Source organism: Shinella sp. BE166, assembly GCF_051201095.1.
GTDB classification, from domain to species: domain Bacteria; phylum Pseudomonadota; class Alphaproteobacteria; order Rhizobiales; family Rhizobiaceae; genus Shinella; species Shinella lacus.
The window spans coordinates 272,958-298,423 of the sequence record NZ_JBPEHL010000004.1 but is presented as its reverse complement, the minus strand read 5'-3'; the positions used below and the strand labels follow the sequence as shown (position 1 = coordinate 298,423).

Below are 25,466 nucleotides of genomic sequence, written 5' to 3'. Positions count from 1 at the left end.
TTACTCTCCCAACAGCCAAGCGTCGTCGGTATGATCGCCCATTGCCATCGCTAGGGATGCGGCGATTGCCCTATCGGCGTACGACTCTTCATAGTCAGGCCCGTCAACCTTGGAGATGCACCTGAAAATCCCGACGCCTCTTACGGTTGGGTGAGAGCCGTTTATGTGATCCTTTACGGCCCGTTCCGAATTGAAGCCGTGCTTGCACTGCCCGCACATGAACGGGGCCGACTTATGGGACTTCTTGCTCATCAAACCCTCCCTGCCAGTTCGTATGCCGCAGCCTGTCGAGATCCACCGACGTAAGCGCAGAACGAGAAGAGGATCACCCCGGCGACAACCGCAAAGACTGTCGCCATCTTGCCGGTGTAGGCGGATTGGCTCTTGAGGATGGTGAAGGTGTCCACATCAAACCTCAAAATCTACTTGTATGATGTCGGTGCGAAGTCTATCGATCTTCTTTCCTTCGTAGGATCTGTAGAATCGTTCGGCGCTCACAGCCGTCTGATTGTTCGGATGAGCGGATAGTATTTGCGCTATGCTGTCATCTTCGTTTAGGCGAACAACTAGATACACGCTATTCATGCCACCCTCCCGCCGGAAACGCGGTGGGTTCCGTGACTCCGCTGCGTGAAGGCCATCCCATTGCGGATGGTGTAGTCCTCGCAGAACGCATCCCAGGCTTCCGAGGTGCGGACGTAGGTCGGGAGCAAATCCTCGTCCTCTGGCGATCCCTCGAACTTCCGCAGCCATTCCGTGGCGAACTCCTCGGTGACATTCTCGGCCGTTAGGGTATCGAGATCGAAGCGCAGGTATTCGACGGCATGATCCATGGTGAGGTAGGTGACAGCGTCCGAGACGGTCTCGAACACCTTGCCGTGGTTGTCGGTCTCGTCGAAGGTGAAGCCATCAGCCCACCCGAGCTTGACGAGGATCGTCTCGCGGGCATTGCAGAACTGGGAGCGGTGCATTTCCTTTGCCATCGTCTTGTCCTCTGGCGCCGCATGGGCGGATGTGAATTGCTAGGCGGCGGCCTGTTTGGCGGCGTCGGCCTCGGCGTCCTGGACGCGTTTGATGTTTGTGAGGTAGTAGATCGCGGCTTCGATCTCTTCGGCCGTCAGATCCGCCTGTGAGCGGTTTTTGCGAACGTCCTCGACGATGCCGACGCGGAACACGATGCTTCCGTGACCTGGGCCGTAACCGTACTGGTGATCGGATCGCTGCCCGCTCCACCGGTCATAGTTCTTCGTTCCGAAGTAGTGCGACCACAGATCGCCGTAGAACTGACGGACTGGATCACCGGTCGCCAACTGCTTGACGGCATCCTGAATGACAGACGCACGATCCTGGCCAGCGCGATCATAGCTGCCGTTGACGTAGATTACCGTCTTCGCGAGGCCAACTTTTTCGATATCCAAGCCTTGCTCGGCGGATGAAAGAACGTTGGCGTGCAGCTTGATCTGCCCGCGCAATTCGTCTTCGCGCTTCTTGGACAATGCGACGTGCTGCTCAAGCTCCTTACGGAGCTGATGCAATTCCTGTGCTGCGGTGGTCAGTTGCATCGTCTTGTCTTCCCTCTGTGTTCGCCGTCCCGTCTCCGGGGTTCGTAAAAATGCGTTAGGCCGCTGTCGGGCAGGAGGTGTCGAGCTTGTCGAAGAAACGTTCAGCACCATCTTCGGAGACCGCTTTGCGGAAAGCATTTGCAGCCCTGTCGCTCATTGCGGATCGGATCGCTCCGGAGATCAGGCGGGCATAGGCGGCGCCATTTCCTGCGCTGAGCATCTTGCGGGCCATCTCGATCGTCTTTGCGTTGGTCATCTTCGTCTCCGGGGTTCGTTCCGTCTTTCGATCCAGCAGATCGGCCGGGATTGGTCAGTAAGCACCTGCTTCGAGGTGAGCGACGTTGACGGTCGTGATGAACGACCAGCCCCAAGGCATCAGAGCGCGGACGAATACGCCGCCCTTCGTCGAAACGGTGGTCCAGGTCTTGCCGGTCTTCGCCATCAGAGCGGCGGCGGCTTCGCGGTTCTTGAAGATTGCCTTTTCCATTTTCGTCTCCTGCTTCGTGCTGGTGTTCGTCTTTCGATGACCAATTACTCGCACATAACATTTTCCATGTCAACACGAAATATGTTGCCTGATGTGAAATAACATCGAGCATGTTGACTGCCGACGAATCAAGGAGCATAAAAGAGAAAGCCCCGCAGGTCGGGAAAGACCTCGGGGCGGTGACTGGTGAGAATGGTTTGGCGACCGAAACCAGTAGCGACGTTATACCATTACGTCAGCTCGTTGCCAAGCCTTTGATGATAGAAGCCGGTGGCACTGTTGGGCCCTTCTATCGTCGAGAGTGCGAGGCGGTGTGTCATGCTGGCTGGTCAGCGTTAACAACCAGAGGGCTGCGCAAGCACAAAGGGAGCACGATCCCAGCGCATGAGGCTCCTTAGCCAAAAGAAACGTGCCATGAACCGCGAAGGCTATGCACCGTCATATGGTGTAGCGGGGATGTGTCGTATGTCCGAGGTTCGTCTCAAAGGACAGGCACAGAGAGCCGCGCATCGTTATCGGTGCGTAGGGCTTTCTGTGTCTTCGAACCGGGCTGAACTCAAGGACAGGGGATATAATAACAGCTACTTAGAGCTTGTATAATCCGCGAAGAAATCAGAAATCGGGGCCGGCGAGACCGATGTAGTGCACGGAAACCACTGCCTGGTGGGGGAAAGTGAGCTGCTGGGCAGGATTGAACTGTTCAAGAGTCAGCTTTTCCGCGTTGTGGCTTATGAACTTCTTCACAAACCCAAGAAGTGGGCCTTCCTCCTCCATTTGGACCTGGACGATCACATAATCCCCGCGCTTCACTCGGCGCGTAGGGTCCACGATCGCGATTTCCCCATCCTCATACCGCGGCGACATGCTGTCACCAGTAATTTGCACAGCGTACGCACCCTTGACGCCCGAGACCGATGGCGGAGCCATTATCTCGAACAACACAGACCCGTTCATTATGAACTCCCCGTTCACTCCACCCACTGCTTGGCCGTAAACAGGTATCTTCGGCCCATCTACCGAGGGTAGTCTATCCCTAATCTTAGCGTTGGGAAGGTAATGAACGACGGAATCCGTCACTGGTATGCTGACTCCAGCATCTACACCTGACAAAAGCCAGATGGCGTCACAGCTAAATCGTTTAGCATAGACTTTGGCCTGATCCAGATCGAACCTGTTTTGTCCATTCTCATGGGCTCGATAGGTAGACGCCGACAACCCCAAAGCGTCGGCCGCGTCTCCGGCGCTACGGAACCCAGCAGCAACACGCGCCTGCCGGAGGCGATCACCCATTTCTTTAAACTCAGCCATGGGTCTCAACATACATTCCCTCGCAACATAAATCATGTTGACATGGCCGTGTTTTTCATGACATATATGGTGTCATGAAAACGGTAGACGACATCATATCCAAACTCGGCGGCAACACAGCGGTTGCTCGTATCCTCGGCGTCGGCCCTTCGACGATCTCCGAAATGAAGCGGCGCGACAGTATCCCGGTTGAGCACTGGCCCGCCTTCATCAAGGCAGCGCAGTCCGCAGGGAAGGATCTCACCCTGGAGCGGATGGTCTCGATCACCAAGGCGGCTAAGAAGCGGAAGCGGTCGTCCAAGCGCACAGAACAACGGGAGACGACGCAATGAAGAACTTTGCCGAGCAGCAGATGGGCGCCGTTCTCAGGCCATACGCCAATCATCCCGAGATGAACCGGGCCATGGCCCCCGCGCCGAGAGATCAGTGGCAGCCGATCGAGACGGCTCCGAGAGATGGTTCGAATATTGTCCTTGCTCGATTTAGCGACGAGGAATGGCATGGTGGAGGTGCCACTATGGTCGGGGAGTGGGATGGAGACAAATTCTCCGTCAAGATCGGGTTCGATGATGCGCTGATGGTGTTCATGACGCATCTGGTTATTCCTTGGACCCACTGGCTGCCGCTCCCTGCACCGCCGAAGGTCTCCGAATGACCCGCGTGACCTCGACGCACAAGATGCAATCGAGGCCACGCAGGGAGCTGACATGTGGAAACGGACGGACGTGCGGCGGCAGTCACGTCGTACTCCCGGCCATGTCACCAAACACGTTCATGAATTTCCTTCCGAGGTGTGAGATGACCGACTTCTGGAGTTCGAAATCAATCAAGGCTGTTAGCAAGCATCATTGCTGCGAGCAGTGTGGTAAGCGCGTCGAAGCCGGGAGCCGGGCCGAGTACACGTTCGGAAAATACGAGGGTGACGTTTTCGGCACCTACACACACCCGGAATGCTACGCCGCCGCTAACGCCTATGCCGACTTGAACGGTCTTTACGGCGAGGAATACCCGTGGTTCCAGCACATGGATGAGACCGAACATGATCTCGGTCCATGGCTTCGGGAACATCACCCGATCGTCGCAGACCGTCTCGGTATACCGGCGGAGGCTATCCCGGCATGACCATCCTCACCCGCATCTCCACCTACCTCCACACCCTCATAAGCAAGTTCCTCAACGATGACGACGACGATAGGGCAGGAGCGCCGGAAGGTGACCTCACCAGCTTCCTCGTCGATAGCCTGGATAGAGAGCTGAACGGCGAGAGCAACGTAATCCAGTTGGCCAGAGCGCGCACCTCCTCCCACGCAGCTTAGGTCACGAGGGCGGCGGTTTCACTCCCTTTTCCGTCGCCCTCACTCTTACCCTCGGAAGCCGTCCTTGCAGGCGCAAGATGACCGGCATGATGGCTTCGCCGAGGTGGTCAAAGTTCTCGAACCCGCCAGAAGATGCGGCGGCCGGGCACGAGACGGGTAACTCGCCGTTCGTAACACGGAAGCGGCCCGTCTCGTCCCCACTCTGGAATGGAATGATTTCTCCCTTGGTCATGTGTTGCTCCTGTTGGTCCGAGCAACTTAGCGAAGGGAACGGACAAGGTGTTGTCACAGCAGGACAAGGTTATGTCGATCACGGACACGGCAAAGGCACAGAAGCTATTCGAGGAGGCCTTTCCGCTTTGGCGGTACGGCTCCGCCAAGGCCGCGATCAGGGAAGCCTATGCGTTCTGCAAAAAGCGGGTCGTAAAGGAATTCACCTATCGGCGGGCCCGGTCCCTCAAGGAGGGCGCAGCTCGTCGGGTGGATGGAGAAGAACTGGACGCGCTGAGAGCGGCGCTGATCGAGGAGCACAAACGTGAACAGGTCGAACTACGTGCCCGTCTGGCTACGCTGGACGAGATACTTGCCGCTGCGGATACGGTTGCGGCTCGCTCGTCGATGGAGAGCCAAGGCGCGGAAGTTCGCGGATAGGGCCGAGGGGGTGATGCGGTGAAGGAGTCCCACATCCACGAGGCCGTCGTCTCGCACTGGAAATCATGCGGCAAGCCGAACACGCTTGTCGCCACGATCCCGAACATGGGAGCCTTCGGTCAACACGGGCTGACGAAGGGCCTGCCGGATCTGATCGTCATCGGGCCCGGTGTTCACGGATACATCGAACTGAAGACCGATGTGGGGAAGCTCACCGCGCCGCAGCGGGAGTTCGAGGCTCTTTGCAAGGCGAACGACATTCGCTTCGCCGTCACCCACGGCCGAGATGAGCCGATCACTGTTTTGAAGGAATGGGGTATCGTTGCATGAGACAGGAACCCGAAGGCTTCCCGGCATTCTGGGAGATTTGGCGAAAACACGCTCGCCATACGGACGGCCGTGGACTGGCACGCGAGACATTCGCCAAGCACGTCAAGGCCGGCGCTGAACCGCAGGACATCGTAGACGGCGCAACCTACTTCTTCCGCACCATCAAGGAGCGAGATCGGGAATTCGTGCCGCTTTCATCGACCTGGCTCAACCGTGGTGCCTACGAGGATCTGGCCGTATCGGAGCGCCAGTATCAGCAGCGCGTTTCCGAAGCTATGGCTCGCCGCCAGCAAGAAACGAACGTCGTGCAGATCGACCCCGCCAAGCGGGCAGAGATGGCGGAGCGGGCTCGGGTGCTGCTGAAGGTGGGGGTAGGGGCATGAGCGGTTCCGCCACAGATACGAAAGGTCAGGCCAATGAGTGACGCTATCGCGCGCTGGTTGCCGATCGTGCAGGCCGACAAGACCTTTACGCACGTGCAGGACTTTGCCGAGGTCGGCATCACCCTGCGCTACTCCGATCGCTATTGGGTACGCGATGAGGACGGCCGCCTCTATGAGGCGTCGTGGACCGAGGGAGAGCGAAACTACTGGTGGGACTGGGATGGAGAAAGCCCGGTCGACCCCGTCGAATTCATGCCGCACCCGCTCGATCCACGATGGGGCAATGCCGAATGCCAGACCTGCAATGGGTCGGGCAAAGAGGCTCGGCACCAGCTTTGCCGCGATTGTGAGGAGCCATCCCCCATAAACACAAGGGGAGCCGTGGAAGAATGACAGACCACCGCATCCTCCAGCGTTCCAAAGCCAAGCAAGACGGCAGAGAGCTTATAGCGACAGACGTGACGTGGGAGAAGTTCCGAGCAGGAAAGTGGCCTGTAGGCTCTACACACCTATGGAGCACGGAGGAGGTCTGGGGACCGGTGAAGAAGAAGGAGAAGGCGGCGTGAACATCCAGGTATCGGCAAAGGCGTTTGTCAGCGAGGCCGCTCAGAAGGCCAGCGCGAACGAGATCCACAAGCGGCTGATGGGCGGGAAGATAGCGGGCATCAACATCGTCGAGCGCAAGCAGCTCCATGATGAGATAGCCCGGCTCTCGCAAAAGGTTCTGGAGATGCGGGTGGACAATCGCAACCTGTTGCACGCGGTAAACGAGAAAGATCTCATCATCAGGGCTCACGAAAAGACCATTCGGAGTCTGACGGACACCAGCGACGGAACCGTGGAGCGTCGGCCGGCGGTGGAGATCATCATGGCTGCGCTCGAAGACTTCCCGCGCATCACATATGCGGAGATTATGGGGGTATCGAGATCGGTCGCGGTGGTTGAGGCCCGGCATACCTGCATCTACGCGGTCAAGATGGCTCGTCCAGACCTGTCATTGCCTCAGATAGGCAGGATATTCGGTGGTCGCGACCATACATCGATCATTCACGCCGTCAGGAAGATGGAGAAGCTCCATGAATGCAAAGCCTGACCTCCAGGCCATCAAGAGCGCCAACGGAGACCGAAAGCGCAGGGAGACGGCAATCCACCGGATTATCGACGACTACCGTGCAGGCTCGAACGATGAGCACTGCATGAGGAAGATTTGCCAATTGATGAAGCGCGCGGTGAAAACGGCAAGACCGCTATGGGATCAGGGGTGACAATGGCGAGCAACTGGTACGCGGTCCGCGCAAAACCTGGGACGCAACGGATGGCGCGGCCCTTACCCATCGCGGCGAACATCACCGAACAAGAGAGAGCTGAGGCAGAGCGACGGAAGGGTGAGAGTATCCTCGAACGGCAATTGCGCCAGGAGGGTATTGACGTCTTCATGCCATCTCTTTGGAATTGGACGCGCCACCATAGGACGAACAAGCTCATTGCAAAGCGATATCCCTTCCTTGTCGGGTACGCGTTCGTGCATCTCCCCGTCCTGGAGTTCGAGAAGGTGAGGGCGGTTGATGCTGTCATGTGTGTTCTCTCGCATACCAAGGAGTCCGGGCCGGCGAGGTTTCCAGAGAGCATGATTTCCGAGCTGATGTTGATAGAGTTCCAGGCGGAGCAGTCCAGAATGCTACAGGAGTGGTCCGACATCGAGCGGGCACGCTTCAACAAGCAAAACTATCTTCGTGGGCAGCTCAAAAAAATCCTCCCGAAGGGCAGGAGCGTCAAAACGCCGATGCGCGAATACGCTGATCAGGTTGCTGGACGACTTAGTGAGGTTGTTCGCGATAGAGTTTTGTCGATAACCTCCCAGCTCGACGCGCTTGACGCCGCTGAGACTCTTGCGGAAATCGATAAAGTCGCTTAGTTTCTACGGGATTGTTTGGTGATTTGGCTGTTCTGATCGCGGACCTCGATTAATGAGGGCAACACTCGCCGGGCCAATGCAGGGTAATTCACCACCTTGCGTTGGGAGAACAGTGCCAAAATTCAACCCCGAATGCCGCAAGGACTACATCATCGCTGTCGTCTCGATCATCGCGCTTGTCCGGTACTTCTAACCCCTCCCAAGCAAGGAGCATGACATGACCACTCGCTCCTGGTGGGATGAAGTTCCGTACACCGAGAACGAGCAGCAGCCATTCTCCATGCAGATCGAGACGGGGCTAAATTTGACAGCGTCTGCGGCTTTATCCGATTGAGCGAGCGGCACAGGGTCAAGGCAAAGCGCTCGGTGGTCAACTCGATCGACCGCCATTGCCGCATTGGCAAGATCATCCTGAAAGAGCGGGCATAACCGCAAACAAGCACCAACCCTCGGGAGTGCTGCAAATGAATGACGAGCCCACTAAAGTAGTGGTCAATAGAAAGCCGCCACGCGCTGGCATGGGGCGGCCGAAGGGCTCCCCGAACAAGACGACTGCTCTCCTCAAGGACGCGATCATCCAGGCGGCAGAGAAAGCCGGCGGCGGCAATATAGTCGAGTATCTGACGCAGCAGGCCAGACTTAACCCAGGCCCGTTCATGAGCCTTCTAGGGAAAGTTCTCCCCATGCAAATTTCAGGGGACGAAGAAAACCCGCTGAAGATGATCCACACAATCGAGCGCCGCATTGTCCGTCCTCGCGATCGAGACCGCTGAGGTCTTCGAGCCGCTTCTTGAGCCTGCCCGTGACAAGGGCGCTTGGGGTGGCCGAGGGTCCGGCAAGTCCCACTTCTTCGGCGGCCTGCTCATTGAGGACAGCCTTGCGGAACCGGGAATATCGGGTGAGGGGCTTCGAAGCGTCTGTATTCGTGAGGTTCAGAAGGACCTTGCCCAATCGTCCAAGGCGCTGATCGAGGCAAAGCTGAACGATTGCCGCCTTGGTGAGGCCGATGGCTTCAAGATCTACCGCGATAGCATCGCAACGCCGCGAGATGGCCTGATCATCTTCAAGGGGATGCAGGACTATACGGCAGAGTCGATCAAGTCACTGGAGGGTTTCAAGCGGGCTTGGTGGGAAGAGGCTCAATCTGCTTCCGCCACCTCGATCAAGATGCTTCGCCCAACCATGCGAGCGCCAGGTGCTCAAATGTGGTGGAGCTGGAACGCTCGTCGGAAGATCGATCCGGTTGATGTGATGCTCAGGGGGCCGCAAATCCCGACTGGCGCCATCGTCGTTAATGCCAACTGGCGGGACAATCCGTGGTTTAGCGCGGAGCTTGAGCAGGAACGCCTCGACTGCCTCCGCATGACGCCAGACGATTATGATCATGTGTGGGAAGGCGGGTACGTGACGGTAGCTTCCGGCGCCTACTTCGCAAGCCACCTGACAGCAGCCAAGGCAGAGGGCCGTATAGGTCGCGTCTCGGCTGACCCCTTGATGACCATTCGCCTGTTCGTCGATATCGGCGGCACGGGGGCGAAAGCCGACAGCTTTGTCATCTGGGTTACTCAGTTCGTCGGAAGGGAAATCCGGGTCCTTGATTATTACGAGGCGCAGGGACAGCCGCTGGCTACGCATCTTGCATGGCTCCGCGGCAAAGGCCTCACGCCAGACAAGGCGCAGTTCTGGCTTCCTCATGACGGCAGCACGCAAGACAAGGTTTACGCCGTCTCATACGAGAGTGCGCTGACAGACGCCGGCTACGACGTCACGGTCATTCCGAACCAGGGCAAGGGCGCCGCGGCAGCTCGTATTGAAGCGGCCCGCAGGCTGTTCCCAGCCATCTGGTTTAACGAAGAGACGACGGAAGCGGGGCGCGATGCGCTCGGCTGGTATCACGAGAAGAAGGACGAGACCCGCAACATCGGTCTTGGCCCTGAACACGATTGGGCATCGCACGGCGCCGACGCATTCGGGCTCATGTGCGTGGCCTACGAAGAACCTCGACAGAAGAAACCAGAGCAACGGCAACGCTACGGCGCTGGCGGATGGATGGGCTGATGGCTGAAGACAAAATGTCAGAGCGTCTGAGCGCAGGGAAGAAAGCCTTCCAGCGCTGCTCGGACGCCGACAGCCATAACCGGCTGACTGCGCTCGACGATATCAAGTTCTCCCGGCTGGAAGAGCAGTGGCCGGACAAGATGGTTAAGCAGCGCGAGATGGAAGGGCGCCCTTGCCTCACCATTTCGAAAATGAATGCGTTCATTCGGCAGGTGGTGAACGATGCGCGGCAGAACAAGCCGTCCATCAAGGTTCACCCGGTCGATAGCGGGGCTGATGTTGCCACGGCCGACGTCATCAACGGTCTGATCAGAAACATCGAATACACATCGAACGCTGACGTCGCTTACGATACTGCCATCGAACAGAGCGTTGCCGGCGGCTTCGGTTACTGGCGCGTAGGCCTCGATTACGCCTACGACGACGCGTTTGAGATGGACCTCAGCATTGAGCGCATCGCAAACCAGTTCTCGGTTTATGGCGATCCAGACAGCATGTCAGCCGACTCGTGCGACTGGAACGACGCCTTTGTCGTCGATCGCATCCCGCGCGAGGAATTCAAAAGCCGTTACAAGGGCAAGACGAATATTAATGGTGGCCAGGTTGATGTCGATTTTGACAGTGACGCGTGGTCCGAAGCGTGGTCAGAAGATCAGAAGTGCGCCGAAGACGGCGGCGTTTTGATCGCCGAATGGTGGCACCGCGAAGAGGTCGAGCGCGAAATCTTCAAGCTTTCCGATGGCCGGGTGGTCTCGAAAGAGGAGATGGCGGCCGATGAAAATCTCGCCACAGCGCTTGAAGTAGGCGCCATCCAGGTCGTTACCAGCCGAAAAGCAAAGTCGCACAAGGTTACGCAGACCATCATGTCGGGGGCGGATGTCCTTGAAGAGCGCGTCTGGCCGGGCCGTTACATCCCGATCATCCCGGTTTACGGCGACGAGATTGTCGTCGAGGGAAAGCGGTATTTCCGGAGCCTGATCCATAGCGCCAAAGACGCGCAGAGGATGTTCAACTACTGGCGCACGACCAGCACCGAGCTTGTCGCGCTTGCCCCTCGCGTCCCATTTATTGGTGAAGAGGGCGCTTTTGCCGTTGATGAGGACAAGTGGTCGTCCGTCAACACTAAGTCGTGGTCGCATATCGAGTTTGCCAAGGGCAAGGCACCCCCGCAGCGCCAGCCGCTCGACGGTGGTGTTGCGGCTGGCGCCCTTCAAGAGGCTCTGAACGCCGCTGATGACATGAAGGCGATTATTGGCCTTTATGATGCTTCGCTCGGCGCCAGGTCTAATGAGACCAGCGGCAAAGCCATCATGGCCCGCCAGCGAGAAGGGGACGTAGCGACGTTCCACTTCATCGACAACCTGGCCCGAGCCATCCGCCATACGGGCCGCGTGCTGATCGACCTCATCCCGAAGGTCTACACCTCGGAGCGAGTTGTCCGCGTCATCGGCGAGGACGGAACGCCGGATGAAAAACAGATCAACAAGCCCTTTCCCCAGCAGGACGAGAGCGGCCAGCCCGTCATGCAAGAAGAGCAGGATGAATACGGGCAGAAGATCCAGACTGCTGTCATGGCGATGCACGATCTTACCGTTGGCAAGTACGATCTGACCGTCACGACCGGCCCAAGCTATACAACCCGGCGCGAAGAGGCGGCGGCCCAGATGGTCGAATTTGTTCGGTCCTATCCCGACTCGGCACCTCTTATCGGCGATTTGGTTGCCAAGAACCTCGACTGGCCGGGAGCCGACGAAATCGCAAAGCGCCTCCAGTCGGTTAACCCGGCGCTCCAGAAAGAGCAGGTGCCGCCGGAGCTCCAGCAGCAGGTCCAGCAGGGTATGGAGCTGATCCAGAAGCTTCAGCGGGAAGTCGAGTCATTGAAGGCCGATAAATCCATCGACCAGTTCAACGCCGAAACCAACCGCATGAAGGTTGTCGGCGACATGAAGCTCGACGAACAGAAACAGCGCTTCGACGCGGCCAAGACTGTCGATGCCGGAACACGCAGCGACTGGCAGTTTGAGCGCCAGCAGCAAAATCCCGCGCGCCAAGGGTAAGCGGCGCATCCTTCTATCACCAACCTGAAACAGGAGTGAGAACTTCCATGGGCGAAGAATTGACGGCTATTGCCAACGAACTGGAGACCCCAGCAATCGAACCGCAGGCGCCGGAGGTAAAGGGCGACGGGTTTTACAGCCCGGACCTTGAGCCCGACGATAACGGAGGGGAAGGCGAAGAGCAGGACAGCGCGGACCTGACCGAGCTTTTCGATATCGAGCTTGATGGTGAGACCCTTAAAGTCCCCGGCAAGTTCAAGGATGCGTTCCTCAAGAGCGCTGATTACACGCAGAAGACGCAAGCCGCCGCTGAAGAGCGCCGGCAGATCGCCGAAGCCCAGAAGCAACTCGAAATCAGGTCGCAGGCGACCGAGCACGAACTTCAGGCCCGCGGCGTTCTCGTCCAGATCACCAGCCAGCTTCAGGAATTCCAGAACGTTGACTGGCAGCGGTTCAATCGGGAAGACCCGGTAGAAGCGCAGGCCCAGTACATGCGCTTCCAGCAGCTCAAGGAAGCGCAGCATACAATCTCCGGAAAGCTGACGGAGGCCGAGCAGAAGCGCATTGCCGATGCAGAGGCTGGTTTCAGTTCCCGCGTCGATGAGACTCGGAAGTTCGCACAGGAAAAAATCAAGGGCTGGACCCAACAGCTCGACGTCGAAATTCAGTCCTTTGCGTTGGGCGATCTCGGTCTTACGGCCGAGGAAATCAAATCATCGCTGAGCCCCAGGTTCTACAAGGCGCTGTATCTCGCATACGTCGGCAACAAAGCCCTTCAGCGACAGGCTACCTCAAAGCCTGCTCCATCCACGGTGACGCCACTGACGACGGTCTCTGCAAAGAGCGGCGTGTCAGCAAGGAAGTCGCTCGGTGAGATGGACATGGACGAGTTCGCCGCGCACCGGAACCGGCAGGAGGCAGCGCAGAGAGCGCGAGCCCAACGCTAACCCCATTGCGTGCGGCATAGACCGCCCAGAGGACCATTATCATGGCAAACACTACGCTTACCGCGGATATCATCGCCAAAGAGGCGGTGCGCATCCTCGACAACGAACTCGTCATGGCCAAGAAGGTATTTCGCGGCTACGAGGAAGAGTTCTCGAAGAACATCAACGGCTACAAGGTCGGCGACACGATCTCCATTCGCAAGCCGACCGAATTCGAGGTGACCGACGGCGCCACCATGGCCGTCCAGGATGTCATCGAAGGCAAGACCACGATCCGGGTGGACAAGCGCAAGCACGTCGCCTTCAAGTTCACCTCCCAGGATCTCACACTCAAGATTGACGCACTTTCCGAGCGCGTCATCAAGCCGGCAATGGTGAAGCTGGCCAACAAGGTCGATACCGACCTGCATGCCCTTTACGCGGGCGTTTCCAACTGGGTCGGCACTCCGGGCGAGCTTATCAACTCGTTCCAGGACTTCGCCAAGGGCCCCGAGCGTCTGGACGAAGGCGCAGTGCCGCAGGATGGCCGTACGGGCGTTCTCTGCCCGGCCGATCACTGGGCGCTCGTCGGCTCCCAGACCAACCTTTACAACGATACCATCAACAAGCCGGCCTATCGCGAAGGCCAGTCCGGCATGGTGGGCGGTGTCGATCTGTACATGACGCAGAACGTCGCGACCCACACCACCGGTTCGCGATCCGGCTCCATCCTGATCGACCTGTCCATCACGGCCAGCACGATCAGCTATGCGGATGTGAAGGACACCAACCTCCAGACCATCCACGTCGATGCTCTCGGCGGCGCAACGCAGACCATCGCGGCCGGTGACGTGTTCACCATTGCCGGTGTCTATGCGGTCAATCCCGTGACCAAGGCGCCGCTGGCGTTCCTGAAGCACTTCACCGTCGTTCAAGACGCCGTCGGCGTGGGCTCGGAAACCGACCTCATCATCACCCCGGCGATGATCTGGAACGGTCCGTTCCAGAACGTCTCGGTTCAGGGCGTCACCAACCTGAACGACCAGGCCGTCACGTTCATCGGCGCCGCTTCCACCGGCTACCGCCAGAACATGATCTTCCACAAGAATGCCTTCGCGCTCGTCTCCGTTCCTCTGGAGAAGCCCCCTGGCGCCGTGGACGTCAGCCGTCAGACCTACAAGGGCACCAGTGTCCGCGTGATCCCGGTCTATGACGGCGTCAACGACGAAAGCGCATGGCGTCTCGACATCCTGTACGGGACGAAGGTCATCGACGAGCGCCTCGCCACCCGTATTTCGGGCACGGCCTAACGGTTCGGGCCTCCGGGCCCGGCCACTCTCCTCCCAACAATATGAGGTAATGGAAATGGCTCCCAAGCAGCTTTCCGACAAAAGCTCCGATGGCATTGTCGTCGGCCAGTCCGGTGACAAGGTCGCCTTCTTCGGCGCTACCCCGTCGATCCAGGCAACGGGTTACACCGCGCCGGCGGCTACCGCATCGACCAGCACGACGCCCTTCGGCTTCAGCCAGGCGCAGGCCGACGCCATCGTGGCGTGGATCCGCAAAGCAGATGCCGATCTCAAGGCCAAGGGCCTTATCGCATCGTAATGAGCGGGGGTTTCGGCCCCCGTTTCCCTTCTGTGAGGGCATGATATGGCGATCACCAACTATACCGAGCTGACGACCGCCGTTCAGTCCTTTATGGACCGGAATGATATCGCGGGCGACGTCCCGCTGTTCATTTCCCTGGCCGAGGCCCGGCTGAACCGCCTACTTTCGATCGTCGAGACGGATGTTATCCTGACCGGTGTTGCGGGCTCGCGAAATATCGACGTTTCGACCCTCTCCATCGTGGCCCCGATCGTTCTGAAGCTGATAGATTTCGGTGATGAATACGATTTTGTGGTGCGGCCTCCTGGAGCGTTCAACGACGTTGACAGCACGGGGAAACCTGGATTTTGGGCGCTTGACGGCGACACGATCAGGATGGACCGCCCGCTAGACCAGCCATATCGGTTCCGGTTCCGGTATCAGGGCCGTTTTGCCCTCAGTGCTGACGTCCCGACCAACAAGCTTCTAACCGATCATCCCGATGTCTATCTCGCGGCCTCCCTTGTCTGGGGCGGCGCATTCGTCCGCGATGCGCAATTGGCCGGCCCGTACAAGGCGCTCCTCGATGAATTCATTGAAGAGACCCGCACGCTCCTGAGCCGATCGAAGCAGTCAATTTTGACCGTGGACCCGATGTTTACCTCGGCAGGGCGCGGTCGCTGCGGCGAGGGCAATTACGGCTCCACCGGGCTTGGCCCGCTTCCTGACGGATACGAATACGTCATCGACGACACCGAATTTGTGGCTGGCTGATCCATGACAATCAAGTTCATCGACTCCCTCATCAAATGGCTTTCGGACCCGGGCACGAGGGCGGCAGAGCTTGGCACGGCGGTACGTTCTGCCGGCAACCTCTGGACCAGCACGGAAACACAGTCCAAGCTCGACGAGAAAATCACCAACGTCCAGGCCGGCTCGAACGTCACCATCAACGCTCTGGACCCGCTCAACCCGATCATCAACGCACAGGGCACAGGCTTTGGCGACGTTGAGGGGCCGGCAAGCTCCGTTGCGGGGAACGTACCGGTCTTCTCGGATACGAGCGGCAAAGCCATCGAGGACAGCGGGATCGCGATAGGGCCTGCCCTTGCTGCAAAGGCCGATCTTGATTCACCGGTTCTCACCGGAGTTCCAGAGGCGCCCACCGCTACGCTTGGCACGGACACCGACCAGATTGCCACGATGGCGGCAATTCAGGACGCGATCGACAATCTGCCCGCCCCTGGTGTTGGCGACGTTGTAGGCCCTGCCTCAGCCGTAAACGAGCGCATCGCGGTATTCGACGGCACGACGGGCAAGCTCATCAAAGATGCCGGCCTAACTGTCTCAGGGCTCGCGACAGCAGCGCAAGGCGCGAAAGCTGACTCCGCACTTCAGGCCGCCGCTATTGGGTCCACCGTCCAAGGCTATGACGCGGATACGGCAAAAACCGACGTTGCCCAGCAGTTCAGCAAGCCGCAGCGCGCCTCCGCCACCACGCTCACCAGCGGCACGACTATCACGCCTGACCTTGCCGACAACAACGATTTCACACTTACCCTCGGCCACAACGGCACGCTGGCTAACCCGACGAACCAGTCAACGCAGATCAACCAGAAGGGCACGATCACCTTCACGCAGGACGGCACGGGCGGCAGGACGCTGTCCTTCGGATCGAACTGGAAGGCGCTCGGCTCGGCATCTGCTCCGTCGATCAATACCACGGCCGGCGTGACGTCCTGCATCGACTATCATGTTCTGTCCTCGACGGTCATTCGGTACTCGCTTCGCGCTGTTGGTGCGGCATGACGATGCTCTCTGACGGCATGCTGATGGGGGTGGGTGGGTATACCTACGAGGAAACTCAGTCGCTCCCCGCAATGACCAGCAACACCGCACCCGCAGGGCATGTTGCCACTGGGAGCGCGGTTTCCGGAGGATACGCGTATTACAGGGCGCTTGATCAGATAAACGCTGCATCCGGCGATAGTTGGGTGACCCCATCGGCGACAGGCTGGGTTCAGCGGCAGACTCCGTCTGCAATTGTTGTCTGGAAATATCGCATTCGCATTGCGACAGGGTTGCCCGGTAACGCGGCGCCAAGGGACTGGACCCTGCAAGGCTCGAACGATGGTTCATCGTGGACGAATCTGGACACGATTTCCGGTCAGACCGGTTGGTCGCCTCCTGTCGTGAGAGAGTTCGTGGTGCCGTCGCCACAATCCTTCTCATATCATCGTCTCAACGTCACAGCTAACAACGGGAACGCTTCCCTTGCCGTGAGTGAGTTGGAACTTCTTCAGCGGTTTGGCTAGGTGAGGCATCCATGACGCTCTATCTCGAAACGTCTGACGGCTTTGTCGTCTGGACCGGCCAGCCTATCGGTGATGGCGATGATGCTGTTTGCCACCCGCTGCACATCGAGCAGCTATGGTCGGCCGGCGCTCTTGCCGACTGGGGGCTGTATGTGCCCGCTGAGGCCGACCCGGTGCCTGAAGGCAAGGTCATCACGGCAACCACCGTCGAGCGCGTCGGCGAGGTGGTGCAGTTCGTGCACACACTGGAGGATGCCCCGGTCTATGTGCCCGAGACGCCGCAGCTTTACGCCCTCGCGACGATGACAATCGCGGATGAGGCGGTCTCGGCTATCGTTCCGTCGACGCAGCTTGCGGGCGGCTTCCGTCTCGATATCGGCGTCTACTGGGTGTTCTTCGCCGAGCCACAGCCTACCACGGATTACCAAGTCCTCTGCTTCAACCACGCCTCCAGGGTCTACGTCTCGGAGCGCTACGAGGACTATTTCGTCATCACCGCCGAAGCGGATGGAGTGCCCACCGATCCGGGCAACATCTGCATCCAGATCACAAGGGTCGTCTAACGATGGGAACCACCATGGCAAAGGTCATTTACGAAAAAGTCATCAACGGCGAAACCCGGCTCATCAATGCCACGACGCCGGCCGGCAACCAGGGCAGCTTCGTCAAGGTGCTCGTCGGCGTCGGCAACAAGTTCTGGTGGTGGCCATCGATCCCGACCGGCACGCTCATCGCCTGTGATTTCACCGATGCGCCCGAGTGCTCCGCGGATCCGGTCGTCAACAATGCGCTGATTTCGGCCATCACGGTCGATCCGGCTGACGTGCTGACCTTCGCGTAAGCATGAAAATCCCGCTGTCTCCATTCGAGCCGGACAAGGCGACTTATAACGTCGCCGCTGCCGACGCGGTGGTTAATGCTCTTCCTGTCGCGGACGGCTGGGGGCCAATGCCCTCGCTTGACGAAATCATTCCGGTTGACCCGGAGATCGGGGAGGGCTCGGTGGCGACGATCGAGGGGTGCACGGGCGTATTCTATGCTCGCACCGCCTCCGGGACCATCGCGACGTTCGCCGGGACGGCAACGAAGCTCTACCGCTTCAATGAAACCGACCTGATCTGGGATGACGTCACGCGTGCCTCTTCCGACTACTCTTCATCCCGAAGGTGGGTCATGAAGCAGTTCGGCAACCGTGTCCTTGCCACCAATGGCGTTGACCCGATCCAGAAGTTCGACCTCTCGTCCGACTCGCTCTTCGATAATCTGGCGGGATCTCCTCCTGTATGCCGGAGCATCATCGTTGTAGGTGATTTTGTTGTGGCTCTCGGCATCGACGGAGCGCCCGATACGGTACGCTGGTGCGCGATAAACAACACGGAACAGTGGGAGGTAGGCAAGAGCGGCGCCGATCTCCAGCCTATGCCGGTAGGTGCGGACGTGATGAACGCCGTTCCCATGTCAAGTGGAGCCATCATATTCCTGCGCTCCTCCATCCGCTCGATGAATTTTGCTCTCGACTCAGGGTTCGTCTTCTCCTTCCAGGATATTACGACGGAGCGGGGTCTTGCGGCGCCCTATGCCGTCGCACAGATCGGGCAAGACGATTTCATTTACTACAGCCCCTCCGGCTTTTATCGCGGCGGGAATTCAATCGGCTCCGAACGGCTGAACAAATGGTTCAGCTACACCATCGATAGCGATTATCTCGAAGACATGGAGTGCTCGGTAGATCCGTTCCGGCAAGTCGTCTGGTGGCGCTTCCGGGCCAGAGACGCGAACAACTATCTCCTCGGCTATAACTGGATGCTCGATCGCTGGTGCTTCTCAGACATCGAATTCCAGGCACTCGCCACCGTCGTAACGCCGTCTGTCACGATCGACGGCATGGACAAGTATTTCGACACCATCGACGATATCGACGTACCCTTCGATAGCCGGTTCTGGCAATCCGGGCAGCCGACATTCGGCGGGATTTCCATCAATGGCCGTCTTGCCTTCATGTCGGGGCAGAATTTGCCTGTAGACCTCTACACGGCAGAGTTTTCGCCGTCCGATCCTGACCGCTTCTTTGTAAACGGCGCGAGGCTTGACAGCGATGCGACGGATTACACGATCGCGCTCGGCACTTCCGACTACAAGGGGCAGAGCATCAGCTGGCGCAATCCTGTAACCCCCTCGGCCAGGACGCGCTTCTGTGGCCTGCGTGGCGACGGGCGCATGCTCAAGCTCAAGGTCAGCATTCCATCGGGGGCGATCTGGAAGACGGCCACCACAATTGATTTGATGGGCGAGAGGGCGGCCTTCTCATGACCGTTTTTGCTCAAACTGCCGGCCAACGAAGCCTTGCGACCGTCTCGCTAACAGACGGAAACGAAGTCGATCTTATCACGGTGAGCACCGGCGAAACTGCAACGCTTGAGAGTGTCATAGCCTGTAACACCAGCGGAGCCGGTCGAACCTTTAACTTGAGCATAAGCGTGAAGGGGTCTGCCTATTCGGTGACGTTTGAGAAGGACGTCGCAGCCGACGATTTCTTCCACCTCAAGGACCATAACCTTCCGATCGCTCCAGAATCAATCTTGCGCGTCCAGGCGGATGCAGCCGGCATCGATGTGACGGCTGTCTACATTCTGAACCACTCGGGCAAGAAGGGCTAGCGTGCTCGTCGCCTTTGCCTCCCCGCAGGAGGTTGACCAGCTTTGGCCGCTCTTCTCGCAGCGAATGCAGAAGGCGTGCGACCGATGCGGTGGTGATCTTTCGAGCGGGATGCTCTGGCAGATGTGCCGCTCTGGCGCCGCCTACATGATGGTGGCTCACGACACGGAAAAAGCATGGATGGCTTCGGTATGGCGGTTTGAGGACTGGCCGACCGGGACCGTGATGCGTTGCCTGGCCCTGGCTGGGGAAAATCCACGGCTTTGGGCCAAGGACGCCAAGGAATTCGCTGTCAAGGCGCGTGATGCGGGCGGCGCAAAGCGGTTCATCTTCGAGGGGCGTGACTGGCGCCCATTCTTTCCTGAAGCGCGCGAATTACGCAGGGTTTACGAGGTATAGCCATGTCTGGCAGCAAGCAAACGACCACGACGAGCAGCGAGCCCTACAAGCCGTCTCAGCCGCTGCTCGAACGAGGCCTTACCGATGCGCTGAAGCTCTATGAGAACGGTATCGGCGGGCAGCAGTTTGCCGGCTCGACGGTCATTCCGTACTCGCTCCAAACGATGAAGGGTATGTCGGGCCTTGAGGGGCTGGCAAGCCGCATGGGTCGTGGCGGGGGTGGTGGAAATCTCACTGCGCAGATGGAGAACATTATCCGCGGCGGGGGCTTTACCGGACCTCAGCAACAGGCGATGGGCGGCCTCGAATTCGGCGCGCAGAACGCTCAGAACCGCTATAACCGCATGCTGGGCAATGGCGGCTTCAACCAGACCCAACAAATGGCACTTGGCTCGGCCAAGAAGAATTTCGGCGCCAATCAGCAGGTTTTCCAGGATCTTATCAATTCCGGGGGCCTGACCGCTGACCAGCGTACGGCGATGGACAATTACCGTACAACGGCGACGTCAAGCTTTGCGCCCGACAGTAACCCAGCGTTCCAGAAAGTGCTTGCCGGCGCTCTCGATGCGGCTGGCGATAGCGTCAATCTCAGTGCCGCTGGTGCCGGGCGGTATGGCTCCGGTGCTCATCAGAGCGTCATGGGCAAGACGGCGGGCAATCTCGCAAACACAATGTATTCGGATGAATACAACAGGTATCTGAACCGCAAGGACGCGGCCAACAACAGCCTGTTTGCGGGCGGTCAGCAGGGCGTCGGCAACATGACCGGCGCATACGGCACGATGCAGGGCGCCTCGAACAACCTCATGAACATGGGGCAGGTCGGTATTGATAATATCGACCGCCAGTTCGGCAACCTGCTGAACGCGCAGGGCCAACTCTTCAATGCTGGTCAGGCCGGTATCGGCAATATGCGGGACGCCTATTCCATCGCCCAGATGCCGTATCAGACGCAAATGCAGGTCGGCGGCATGAACGAAGACCTCGCCACCCGCCTGAAAAACGACGAGCTACGCCTCTTCAACGGCACGCAAAACGGTGCATGGGACCAGATCGGCAGGCTTCTCAATGTTGCCAACCTAAACGGCAGTTACGGAAGCAAAACGGAAACGGCGGCTGGGCCGAACCCATTCCTCCAGGCGCTCGGAGCCGGCACAGGTGGGCTGGGCTTCTTCTCCGATCTGTTTGGTGGTGGCGGTGCCCCGGCCGGAACCGGCGGCCTCGGCGGCAGGAAGATCTAAGGAGACGGCATCATGGCAAAGCGCCCCGACGAAACCTATGGCCGCCCGGTCAAAAAGCCGGACAACGGCCTCACGTTCCCGAGCGGATTTCCCGGCCAGATCGGTCTTCTCGCCAAACAGATGAACAACGGGTTTGGCGGTGGCCTCCTGGCTCAGCGGAACTATCTGAACCAGATGTACGATCCGGTGAAGATCAACCAACTGCCGACAAGCGAAGACCCGACGAAGCCGACGCTCAACCCGGATGACCCGACCGCCGACAAGCCGATCAACACCTGGCGTCTTGGCAACCCTCAACAGCAGCAGCAGATGGCGATGGCTCCGCAAGCCATGGGGCCGATGCAGATGCCGGGCATTAACCCCCAGCCGATGGGCCAGCAGCAGCAGTTGCTCATGGCCCTTCGGCAAATGGGCTACATGAAGTGAGGCTGTGACGATGGCAGGCAATTTCCTCAGCAATCTCAATCCCGACGCCCTCATGGCAATCAGCAGCGGTCTTTTGACGGGCCGGACCCCTGCGGAACAGATCGGCGGCGCGCTCGGGGGGTATTCGCAGGTTCGTAAAGACCAGCGCCAGCGCAACGTCACGATGGACTGGCTCCAGAAGAACAGCCCCGATCTCCTCCCGATGCTCGATGCCGGCATGTCCCCGGCCGATCTCCTGTCGCTGTCCTACAAGCAAAAACGAGAGGCGGAGCAAGCGCAGCTGAAGGCGCAGCAGCCCCAGCGCCAATGGGTGCAGTTGCCAGACGGCCGGTATGGTTGGGCGGACAAAAATTCTGGCGGGTTTGAGCCACTTGGCACGGCTGTCAAGCCGGAAGACAACAAGCCAGACCCGTACGAGTCCCGCCGGGCAGCAGCGGAGGCGAACGGCCTCACTCCTGACAACCCGGCATATCAGTCGTTTATCCTCACCGGCAAGATGCCGCGCGAAGACCAGTCGCCGCTCACCGCGACCGACAAAAAGGCCATCCTCGAAGCCGACGAGATGGTCGCGGCTAACGAAAATGCCATCACGGCCCTCAAGCAGGCCCAGGAGATCAACAACCAAGCTAACCAAGGCGCATTTGCGAGCACCCGTGGCGCCCTTAGCAACGCGCTTCCGGATTGGATGGTGCCGGACGCCATTTCTTCCAAAGAGAGTGGCGCTGCAACGGCCGATTTTGACAATCTCGTGGTTGGGCAGGCTCTCCAGAGCCTCAAATCTATCTTCGGCGCGGCGCCAACGGAAGGCGAGCGCAAAATCCTGCTCGATCTTCAGGGCTCGTCGGGGCAGCCCGCCAATGTGCGCGCCAGCATCTTGCAGAGGGCTCAAGCCCTTGCTGAACGTCGCCTGGAATTCAACCGCCAGCGCGCGGAAGGCCTGCGCGGCGGGTCGTTCTATCAGCCGGGCGGCGGGGCGACGGGCGGAAGCACTGTTGACGATCTTCTAAAGAAGTACGGCGGGTAACATGGCAACAATCGAGCAGCTTTCCACCGCTCTTATCAACGCCGACAAGGCTGGTGACGTCGAAGCGGCAAAGACGCTTGCAAACGAGATCATCCGCATACGCGGCGCAGGGCCGACGGAAAGCCAGCAGTCGCAGGACATGCGCTCGGAACTGTCCGGCATGTCCAACAAGCTCGGGGACGCGACGATCGAAAGCCTTGACCAGGCGCGCTTTGACGCTCTCCCGACATGGAAGAAGCCGCTCGTTGCTGCTGGTGACATTGCTGATCTCGCTGCGACGGGTGTCACGTTTGGCCTTGGTAATAAAGCGGCAGCCGGGCGAGCTGCGTTCACGGATAAATCCTACGCCGAAGAACTCGCGGCGATGGAAGACCAGACACAGCGTGCCCGCAATCGGTCAGGCACCGCTGGCCTTGCTGCCGAGGTTGGCGGGTCGTTTGCACTCCCGGTTGGGGCGGCAAAGATTGGCCTGTCTCCGACCGCAAACGCGATCAACGCTGGCCGTGGGCTGGGTCGTGTTACCGCGGCGTCAGCCCTAGAGGGGATGGGTTACGGAGCGCTTTCCGGGGCAGGCGCATCGGATGGCACGCTAGCCGGCATGGGAGAAGGGGCAACCTATGGAGCGGTGGGCGGCGGCGTGATTGGTGCTGCTATACCCGGAGCTATGAAAGTCGCCGGCTCCGTCGCCAAAAAGGCAATCTCCCCGTTTATGTCCAATCCCGAAAGGAAGGCGGCTGTTGATGCGCTTTCCCGCGAAGGCGTGACGACAACGGCAGGCCAGAGGACCGGGAGCGACCGGCTGCGTTATGCCGAAAGCGAACTCGGCGGCGCGAAGGCCAGGGATTTCGTCGATAAGCAGGGCGAGCAGTTCACTTCGGCAGCCCTCAAGCGCGCTGGCATAAAAGCTGAGCGTGCCACACCTGAAGTCATCGACCAAGGCTTCGAGACGATCGGGCAGAAGTTTGACGACCTCGCCGCGCGCAATGACCTGACGCCGGACAAGAAGCTTGCGCAGGATCTTGGTGCTGTCTGGCGGGAATACGCCTCGCTCACTGCACCGAACCAGCGCGCTCCAGTTATCATGGACATGATCCAGGATGTTGGAACGGTTCTGCAAAAAGGCGATCTCGACGGCCCGGCCTACCAGGCTACGCGGTCCCGGCTAGACCGCTTGGCGCGCAGCGCGGCGAAGGACCCGCAGTTGCAGGACGCTCTTTATGGTCTTCGGAATGCCTTGGACGACGGTATGGAGCGCTCCATGTTCCGTAAGGGGTCAAAGGATATTCCGCTGTGGAAGCAGGCCCGCAAGGAATACCGTAACATTCTCGTCATCGAGCGCGCCGCGACGGGAGCAGGCGAGAACGCCGCGATGGGCATTATATCCCCGGCGCAGCTTAGAAACGCTACGGTTGTTGGGCACGGTCGCAGAAACTACGCCCGCGGCAAGGGCGACTTTGCCGAGCTGGCGCGCTCGGGCGAGGCGGTGATGAAGGGTATGCCGAACAGTGGCACGGCCGGACGCCTTAACGCTCAGAACCTCGGCCTCGGCTTGGCCGGTCTTCTTGGCGCTGGGGCCGGGACATCGACGGGAGACACGAAAACTGCAATTCTGGCCGGTCTGGCTGGCTTTGCTGCACCGAGGATGGCTGGCAGGGTACTAATGAACCCCGCCGTTCAGAAGTATCTCGCAAATCAGGTGGCCCAAGGTATGGCAATCTCGCCCCAGACGAGAGGGCTGCTCAATGCGATCCTGAACGCCGAAACGTCAGAGGTCTCGCCTTCTGTCGGTCGGGCTATCGCTGGGCCTTGATCGGTAGGCATTCGGAAAAGCATCATTCGCCCAAGCCATTAAGAGCCCACCAGTTAGAAATCCCAACCCGATTTGTGGCCATGCCAACTCCTCTAAAGACAAGATGGCAACCCACAGGACGGCGATAACCACAAAGCATGCCGGGAAAAGCCACCAGTCGTTATAGGCTCGGCGCGGCGGCTCGTTCGGATCGTGGTCAATCTGCATGGTTTGCACTTTATATGGCGCGAGATAACCTCACAAGGCCCACCCCGGCCATGTGTGGTCATTCACAGGTAGACCGTTGCAATGGTAGTTCTCGGCGAACTGCCCATTGTACCTCGATCGGCACGCCCACATCAGCCCATAGGCATTGGGGTGCTGGAACTGGTCCCATGCGTAGCCGTACCCAGAACCGCCGCCGCAATTATTGTTCGCACAAACAGCCACGGCAGTTCCGATAACAGCCACCGCGACCAGGGCGGCAGCGGCATTGTTCTGGTCCTGGACCATCTTGTCGCAAGCGGCCGGTTGAATGCCGCGCCGGACTAACTCAACTTGGATATTGTAGCGGAGCGTGTCGTCCTTGGTCTCAACGAATGATCTACAAAGCGCCGATTTTGGCACCTTGTGAGGCGCTTTTGCCATCTGCGACGAGGAAGTGGTACAGCCCGCCAAGGCGAGTGAAAGCACAGCGCACACGGCGCCGCGTGAAAAATGTTCGTGCATGTGTGTTTCCCCTCAAGCAGAGGGAGAAAAGCACGAGATCAACCGGGAGTCGAGTCTACTTACACTTGCTGTCAGGAGCTCGGGCATAAACCGCGTTGTCGAAAATCAAGTCACCCTTGTGGAAAAGGTATCGATAGAAGCTCTCGCCGTCTTCGGTGACGGCAACACGGTAAGGAATTCCGGTCCCAACGGACTGGTCTTCAAGATCTAGGCTCTTAACGCCTTGGTTCCATTTAAAACCGCCATCAACAATTTCAACCGACCAGCCCTCTTCATCTTCGCTCACGTAACAGTCGCCCGCGAAA

The 25,466-nt window shown here is 59.0% G+C and carries 38 protein-coding genes and 1 pseudogene; 28 read left to right on the top strand and 11 right to left on the bottom strand.

Annotation, left to right across the window (positions count from 1 at the left end; all coding sequences use genetic code 11):
- The 8 genes and pseudogenes from J2Y63_RS12155 to J2Y63_RS12120 all read right to left on the bottom strand — a co-directional run.
- On the bottom strand, window positions 1–252 hold the full coding sequence (locus J2Y63_RS12155; RefSeq protein WP_435266272.1) for a hypothetical protein: 252 nt from the start codon (window positions 250–252) through the stop codon (window positions 1–3).
- Window positions 252–407: a hypothetical protein gene (locus J2Y63_RS12150; RefSeq protein ID WP_435266271.1), complete on the bottom strand. Its 156-nt coding sequence runs from the start codon at window positions 405–407 to the stop codon at window positions 252–254. The genes J2Y63_RS12155 and J2Y63_RS12150 overlap by 1 nt, the downstream gene beginning before the upstream one ends.
- A 174-nt stretch (window positions 408–581) precedes the next feature.
- Window positions 582–983 carry a hypothetical protein gene (locus tag J2Y63_RS12145; RefSeq protein ID WP_435266270.1) on the bottom strand — a complete coding sequence of 134 codons (402 nt, stop codon included), beginning with the start codon at window positions 981–983 and terminating at the stop codon, window positions 582–584.
- 39 nt (window positions 984–1,022) lie between these two features.
- A complete protein-coding gene (locus tag J2Y63_RS12140) occupies window positions 1,023–1,562 on the bottom strand; it encodes a hypothetical protein (protein ID WP_435266269.1) in 540 nt (179 codons plus the stop codon).
- Between the two features lie 55 nt (window positions 1,563–1,617).
- Window positions 1,618–1,818, bottom strand: coding sequence for a hypothetical protein (locus tag J2Y63_RS12135; RefSeq protein ID WP_435266268.1), 201 nt, complete (start codon window positions 1,816–1,818; stop codon window positions 1,618–1,620).
- A 54-nt stretch (window positions 1,819–1,872) separates the two neighbouring features.
- Window positions 1,873–2,049: a hypothetical protein gene (locus J2Y63_RS12130; RefSeq protein WP_435266267.1), complete on the bottom strand. Its 177-nt coding sequence runs from the start codon at window positions 2,047–2,049 to the stop codon at window positions 1,873–1,875.
- Between the two features lie 612 nt (window positions 2,050–2,661).
- Complete coding sequence (locus J2Y63_RS12125) at window positions 2,662–3,126, bottom strand: S24 family peptidase (protein ID WP_435266562.1); 465 nt, start codon at window positions 3,124–3,126, stop codon at window positions 2,662–2,664.
- A 144-nt stretch (window positions 3,127–3,270) separates the two neighbouring features.
- A pseudogene (locus J2Y63_RS12120) lies at window positions 3,271–3,339 on the bottom strand (hypothetical protein); the annotation flags it as partial.
- 92 nt (window positions 3,340–3,431) lie between these two features.
- Here J2Y63_RS12120 and J2Y63_RS12115 point away from each other — a divergent pair.
- The 4 genes from J2Y63_RS12115 (at window position 3,432) to J2Y63_RS12100 (ending at window position 4,673) form a co-directional block, all read left to right on the top strand.
- The gene (locus tag J2Y63_RS12115; protein WP_435266266.1) at window positions 3,432–3,689 is read left to right on the top strand and encodes a carph-isopro domain-containing protein; all 258 of its coding nucleotides are present in this window, start codon (window positions 3,432–3,434) and stop codon (window positions 3,687–3,689) included.
- Window positions 3,686–4,012 carry a hypothetical protein gene (locus J2Y63_RS12110; RefSeq protein WP_435266265.1) on the top strand — a complete coding sequence of 109 codons (327 nt, stop codon included), beginning with the start codon at window positions 3,686–3,688 and terminating at the stop codon, window positions 4,010–4,012. Before J2Y63_RS12115 ends, J2Y63_RS12110 begins: the two co-directional genes overlap by 4 nt.
- Before the next feature lie 143 nt (window positions 4,013–4,155).
- A complete protein-coding gene (locus tag J2Y63_RS12105) occupies window positions 4,156–4,479 on the top strand; it encodes a hypothetical protein (protein ID WP_435266264.1) in 324 nt (107 codons plus the stop codon).
- Window positions 4,476–4,673 carry a hypothetical protein gene (locus J2Y63_RS12100; RefSeq protein ID WP_435266263.1) on the top strand — a complete coding sequence of 66 codons (198 nt, stop codon included), beginning with the start codon at window positions 4,476–4,478 and terminating at the stop codon, window positions 4,671–4,673. The genes J2Y63_RS12105 and J2Y63_RS12100 overlap by 4 nt, the downstream gene beginning before the upstream one ends.
- Before the next feature lies 1 nt (window position 4,674).
- On the opposite strand, the gene J2Y63_RS12095 is transcribed toward J2Y63_RS12100, so the two are convergent.
- Window positions 4,675–4,905 carry a hypothetical protein gene (locus tag J2Y63_RS12095; RefSeq protein ID WP_435266262.1) on the bottom strand — a complete coding sequence of 77 codons (231 nt, stop codon included), beginning with the start codon at window positions 4,903–4,905 and terminating at the stop codon, window positions 4,675–4,677.
- A 71-nt stretch (window positions 4,906–4,976) separates the two neighbouring features.
- On the opposite strand from J2Y63_RS12095, the gene J2Y63_RS12090 reads away from it, so the two are divergent.
- From J2Y63_RS12090 to J2Y63_RS11975, 24 genes are all read left to right on the top strand, one after another.
- A complete protein-coding gene (locus J2Y63_RS12090) occupies window positions 4,977–5,324 on the top strand; it encodes a hypothetical protein (RefSeq protein WP_435266261.1) in 348 nt (115 codons plus the stop codon).
- 18 nt (window positions 5,325–5,342) lie between these two features.
- Window positions 5,343–5,654, top strand: a complete 312-nt coding sequence (locus J2Y63_RS12085) for a VRR-NUC domain-containing protein (protein WP_435266260.1) — start codon at window positions 5,343–5,345, stop codon at window positions 5,652–5,654.
- Window positions 5,651–6,037 carry a hypothetical protein gene (locus tag J2Y63_RS12080; RefSeq protein WP_435266259.1) on the top strand — a complete coding sequence of 129 codons (387 nt, stop codon included), beginning with the start codon at window positions 5,651–5,653 and terminating at the stop codon, window positions 6,035–6,037. Before J2Y63_RS12085 ends, J2Y63_RS12080 begins: the two co-directional genes overlap by 4 nt.
- Before the next feature lie 33 nt (window positions 6,038–6,070).
- Window positions 6,071–6,430, top strand: a complete 360-nt coding sequence (locus tag J2Y63_RS12075; RefSeq protein WP_435266258.1) for a hypothetical protein — start codon at window positions 6,071–6,073, stop codon at window positions 6,428–6,430.
- Window positions 6,427–6,603: a hypothetical protein gene (locus tag J2Y63_RS12070; RefSeq protein WP_435266257.1), complete on the top strand. Its 177-nt coding sequence runs from the start codon at window positions 6,427–6,429 to the stop codon at window positions 6,601–6,603. The genes J2Y63_RS12075 and J2Y63_RS12070 overlap by 4 nt, the downstream gene beginning before the upstream one ends.
- The gene (locus tag J2Y63_RS12065; RefSeq protein WP_435266256.1) at window positions 6,600–7,130 is read left to right on the top strand and encodes a helix-turn-helix domain-containing protein; all 531 of its coding nucleotides are present in this window, start codon (window positions 6,600–6,602) and stop codon (window positions 7,128–7,130) included. Before J2Y63_RS12070 ends, J2Y63_RS12065 begins: the two co-directional genes overlap by 4 nt.
- A gap of 174 nt (window positions 7,131–7,304) precedes the next feature.
- Window positions 7,305–7,952 carry a transcription termination/antitermination NusG family protein gene (locus J2Y63_RS12060; RefSeq protein ID WP_435266255.1) on the top strand — a complete coding sequence of 216 codons (648 nt, stop codon included), beginning with the start codon at window positions 7,305–7,307 and terminating at the stop codon, window positions 7,950–7,952.
- A gap of 464 nt (window positions 7,953–8,416) precedes the next feature.
- Window positions 8,417–8,725, top strand: coding sequence for a hypothetical protein (locus J2Y63_RS12055; protein WP_435266254.1), 309 nt, complete (start codon window positions 8,417–8,419; stop codon window positions 8,723–8,725).
- Window positions 8,697–10,010 (top strand): phage terminase large subunit, encoded by a 1,314-nt coding sequence (locus tag J2Y63_RS12050; protein ID WP_435266253.1) that lies wholly within the window; start codon window positions 8,697–8,699, stop codon window positions 10,008–10,010. Before J2Y63_RS12055 ends, J2Y63_RS12050 begins: the two co-directional genes overlap by 29 nt.
- The gene (locus tag J2Y63_RS12045; RefSeq protein WP_435266252.1) at window positions 10,010–12,067 is read left to right on the top strand and encodes a portal protein; all 2,058 of its coding nucleotides are present in this window, start codon (window positions 10,010–10,012) and stop codon (window positions 12,065–12,067) included. The genes J2Y63_RS12050 and J2Y63_RS12045 overlap by 1 nt, the downstream gene beginning before the upstream one ends.
- Before the next feature lie 47 nt (window positions 12,068–12,114).
- Window positions 12,115–13,014: a hypothetical protein gene (locus J2Y63_RS12040; protein WP_435266251.1), complete on the top strand. Its 900-nt coding sequence runs from the start codon at window positions 12,115–12,117 to the stop codon at window positions 13,012–13,014.
- A gap of 41 nt (window positions 13,015–13,055) precedes the next feature.
- Window positions 13,056–14,303: a P22 phage major capsid protein family protein gene (locus tag J2Y63_RS12035; RefSeq protein WP_435266250.1), complete on the top strand. Its 1,248-nt coding sequence runs from the start codon at window positions 13,056–13,058 to the stop codon at window positions 14,301–14,303.
- Between the two features lie 55 nt (window positions 14,304–14,358).
- The gene (locus J2Y63_RS12030) at window positions 14,359–14,601 is read left to right on the top strand and encodes a hypothetical protein (protein WP_435266249.1); all 243 of its coding nucleotides are present in this window, start codon (window positions 14,359–14,361) and stop codon (window positions 14,599–14,601) included.
- Window positions 14,602–14,646: 45 nt separating this feature from the next.
- A complete protein-coding gene (locus J2Y63_RS12025; RefSeq protein WP_435266248.1) occupies window positions 14,647–15,357 on the top strand; it encodes a phage adaptor protein in 711 nt (236 codons plus the stop codon).
- A gap of 3 nt (window positions 15,358–15,360) precedes the next feature.
- The gene (locus J2Y63_RS12020; protein ID WP_435266247.1) at window positions 15,361–16,392 is read left to right on the top strand and encodes a hypothetical protein; all 1,032 of its coding nucleotides are present in this window, start codon (window positions 15,361–15,363) and stop codon (window positions 16,390–16,392) included.
- Window positions 16,393–16,909: 517 nt separating this feature from the next.
- The gene (locus J2Y63_RS12015) at window positions 16,910–17,461 is read left to right on the top strand and encodes a hypothetical protein (RefSeq protein ID WP_435266246.1); all 552 of its coding nucleotides are present in this window, start codon (window positions 16,910–16,912) and stop codon (window positions 17,459–17,461) included.
- Between the two features lie 14 nt (window positions 17,462–17,475).
- Window positions 17,476–17,739, top strand: coding sequence for a hypothetical protein (locus tag J2Y63_RS12010; protein ID WP_435266245.1), 264 nt, complete (start codon window positions 17,476–17,478; stop codon window positions 17,737–17,739).
- 2 nt (window positions 17,740–17,741) lie between these two features.
- A complete protein-coding gene (locus J2Y63_RS12005) occupies window positions 17,742–19,208 on the top strand; it encodes a hypothetical protein (protein ID WP_435266244.1) in 1,467 nt (488 codons plus the stop codon).
- Window positions 19,205–19,555 carry a hypothetical protein gene (locus J2Y63_RS12000; RefSeq protein WP_435266243.1) on the top strand — a complete coding sequence of 117 codons (351 nt, stop codon included), beginning with the start codon at window positions 19,205–19,207 and terminating at the stop codon, window positions 19,553–19,555. The genes J2Y63_RS12005 and J2Y63_RS12000 overlap by 4 nt, the downstream gene beginning before the upstream one ends.
- A gap of 1 nt (window position 19,556) precedes the next feature.
- Window positions 19,557–19,952: a hypothetical protein gene (locus J2Y63_RS11995; RefSeq protein WP_435266242.1), complete on the top strand. Its 396-nt coding sequence runs from the start codon at window positions 19,557–19,559 to the stop codon at window positions 19,950–19,952.
- 2 nt (window positions 19,953–19,954) lie between these two features.
- Entirely contained in the window at window positions 19,955–21,193 is a 1,239-nt protein-coding gene (locus tag J2Y63_RS11990; protein WP_435266241.1) for a hypothetical protein, read from the top strand.
- 12 nt (window positions 21,194–21,205) lie between these two features.
- Window positions 21,206–21,619, top strand: coding sequence for a hypothetical protein (locus tag J2Y63_RS11985; protein WP_435266240.1), 414 nt, complete (start codon window positions 21,206–21,208; stop codon window positions 21,617–21,619).
- 10 nt (window positions 21,620–21,629) lie between these two features.
- Entirely contained in the window at window positions 21,630–22,643 is a 1,014-nt protein-coding gene (locus tag J2Y63_RS11980; protein WP_435266239.1) for a hypothetical protein, read from the top strand.
- 1 nt (window position 22,644) lies between these two features.
- Complete coding sequence (locus J2Y63_RS11975; RefSeq protein WP_435266238.1) at window positions 22,645–24,453, top strand: hypothetical protein; 1,809 nt, start codon at window positions 22,645–22,647, stop codon at window positions 24,451–24,453.
- Between the two features lie 237 nt (window positions 24,454–24,690).
- On the opposite strand, the gene J2Y63_RS11970 is transcribed toward J2Y63_RS11975, so the two are convergent.
- Both J2Y63_RS11970 and J2Y63_RS11965 read right to left on the bottom strand, forming a co-directional pair.
- Window positions 24,691–25,161, bottom strand: coding sequence for a hypothetical protein (locus J2Y63_RS11970; RefSeq protein ID WP_435266237.1), 471 nt, complete (start codon window positions 25,159–25,161; stop codon window positions 24,691–24,693).
- 55 nt (window positions 25,162–25,216) lie between these two features.
- Window positions 25,217–25,447, bottom strand: coding sequence for a hypothetical protein (locus J2Y63_RS11965; protein WP_435266236.1), 231 nt, complete (start codon window positions 25,445–25,447; stop codon window positions 25,217–25,219).
- Window positions 25,448–25,466 lie beyond the last annotated feature (19 nt).

What these genes read in the sequence shown, in the direction of transcription:
- J2Y63_RS12070 (WP_435266257.1), top strand. Translation starts at nt 6,427, where the DNA reads ATGACAGACCACCGCATCCTCCAGCGTTCCAAAGCCAAGCAAGACGGC.
- J2Y63_RS12060 (WP_435266255.1), top strand. Translation starts at nt 7,305, where the DNA reads ATGGCGAGCAACTGGTACGCGGTCCGCGCAAAACCTGGGACGCAACGG.
- J2Y63_RS12005 (WP_435266244.1), top strand. Translation starts at nt 17,742, where the DNA reads ATGAAAATCCCGCTGTCTCCATTCGAGCCGGACAAGGCGACTTATAAC.
- J2Y63_RS12000 (WP_435266243.1), top strand. Translation starts at nt 19,205, where the DNA reads ATGACCGTTTTTGCTCAAACTGCCGGCCAACGAAGCCTTGCGACCGTC.
- J2Y63_RS12140 (WP_435266269.1), bottom strand. Translation starts at nt 1,562, where the DNA reads ATGCAACTGACCACCGCAGCACAGGAATTGCATCAGCTCCGTAAGGAG.
- J2Y63_RS12135 (WP_435266268.1), bottom strand. Translation starts at nt 1,818, where the DNA reads ATGACCAACGCAAAGACGATCGAGATGGCCCGCAAGATGCTCAGCGCA.
- J2Y63_RS12100 (WP_435266263.1), top strand. Translation starts at nt 4,476, where the DNA reads ATGACCATCCTCACCCGCATCTCCACCTACCTCCACACCCTCATAAGC.
- J2Y63_RS11990 (WP_435266241.1), top strand. Translation starts at nt 19,955, where the DNA reads ATGTCTGGCAGCAAGCAAACGACCACGACGAGCAGCGAGCCCTACAAG.
- J2Y63_RS12045 (WP_435266252.1), top strand. Translation starts at nt 10,010, where the DNA reads ATGGCTGAAGACAAAATGTCAGAGCGTCTGAGCGCAGGGAAGAAAGCC.
- J2Y63_RS11970 (WP_435266237.1), bottom strand. Translation starts at nt 25,161, where the DNA reads ATGCACGAACATTTTTCACGCGGCGCCGTGTGCGCTGTGCTTTCACTC.
- J2Y63_RS11975 (WP_435266238.1), top strand. Translation starts at nt 22,645, where the DNA reads ATGGCAACAATCGAGCAGCTTTCCACCGCTCTTATCAACGCCGACAAG.
- J2Y63_RS12010 (WP_435266245.1), top strand. Translation starts at nt 17,476, where the DNA reads ATGGCAAAGGTCATTTACGAAAAAGTCATCAACGGCGAAACCCGGCTC.
- J2Y63_RS12115 (WP_435266266.1), top strand. Translation starts at nt 3,432, where the DNA reads ATGAAAACGGTAGACGACATCATATCCAAACTCGGCGGCAACACAGCG.
- J2Y63_RS12130 (WP_435266267.1), bottom strand. Translation starts at nt 2,049, where the DNA reads ATGGAAAAGGCAATCTTCAAGAACCGCGAAGCCGCCGCCGCTCTGATG.
- J2Y63_RS12015 (WP_435266246.1), top strand. Translation starts at nt 16,910, where the DNA reads ATGACGCTCTATCTCGAAACGTCTGACGGCTTTGTCGTCTGGACCGGC.
- J2Y63_RS12155 (WP_435266272.1), bottom strand. Translation starts at nt 252, where the DNA reads ATGAGCAAGAAGTCCCATAAGTCGGCCCCGTTCATGTGCGGGCAGTGC.
- J2Y63_RS12110 (WP_435266265.1), top strand. Translation starts at nt 3,686, where the DNA reads ATGAAGAACTTTGCCGAGCAGCAGATGGGCGCCGTTCTCAGGCCATAC.
- J2Y63_RS12020 (WP_435266247.1), top strand. Translation starts at nt 15,361, where the DNA reads ATGACAATCAAGTTCATCGACTCCCTCATCAAATGGCTTTCGGACCCG.
- J2Y63_RS12090 (WP_435266261.1), top strand. Translation starts at nt 4,977, where the DNA reads ATGTCGATCACGGACACGGCAAAGGCACAGAAGCTATTCGAGGAGGCC.
- J2Y63_RS12105 (WP_435266264.1), top strand. Translation starts at nt 4,156, where the DNA reads ATGACCGACTTCTGGAGTTCGAAATCAATCAAGGCTGTTAGCAAGCAT.
- J2Y63_RS12095 (WP_435266262.1), bottom strand. Translation starts at nt 4,905, where the DNA reads ATGACCAAGGGAGAAATCATTCCATTCCAGAGTGGGGACGAGACGGGC.
- J2Y63_RS12040 (WP_435266251.1), top strand. Translation starts at nt 12,115, where the DNA reads ATGGGCGAAGAATTGACGGCTATTGCCAACGAACTGGAGACCCCAGCA.
- J2Y63_RS12055 (WP_435266254.1), top strand. Translation starts at nt 8,417, where the DNA reads ATGAATGACGAGCCCACTAAAGTAGTGGTCAATAGAAAGCCGCCACGC.
- J2Y63_RS11985 (WP_435266240.1), top strand. Translation starts at nt 21,206, where the DNA reads ATGGCAAAGCGCCCCGACGAAACCTATGGCCGCCCGGTCAAAAAGCCG.
- J2Y63_RS12075 (WP_435266258.1), top strand. Translation starts at nt 6,071, where the DNA reads ATGAGTGACGCTATCGCGCGCTGGTTGCCGATCGTGCAGGCCGACAAG.
- J2Y63_RS12035 (WP_435266250.1), top strand. Translation starts at nt 13,056, where the DNA reads ATGGCAAACACTACGCTTACCGCGGATATCATCGCCAAAGAGGCGGTG.
- J2Y63_RS12145 (WP_435266270.1), bottom strand. Translation starts at nt 983, where the DNA reads ATGGCAAAGGAAATGCACCGCTCCCAGTTCTGCAATGCCCGCGAGACG.
- J2Y63_RS12025 (WP_435266248.1), top strand. Translation starts at nt 14,647, where the DNA reads ATGGCGATCACCAACTATACCGAGCTGACGACCGCCGTTCAGTCCTTT.
- J2Y63_RS12080 (WP_435266259.1), top strand. Translation starts at nt 5,651, where the DNA reads ATGAGACAGGAACCCGAAGGCTTCCCGGCATTCTGGGAGATTTGGCGA.
- J2Y63_RS11980 (WP_435266239.1), top strand. Translation starts at nt 21,630, where the DNA reads ATGGCAGGCAATTTCCTCAGCAATCTCAATCCCGACGCCCTCATGGCA.
- J2Y63_RS12030 (WP_435266249.1), top strand. Translation starts at nt 14,359, where the DNA reads ATGGCTCCCAAGCAGCTTTCCGACAAAAGCTCCGATGGCATTGTCGTC.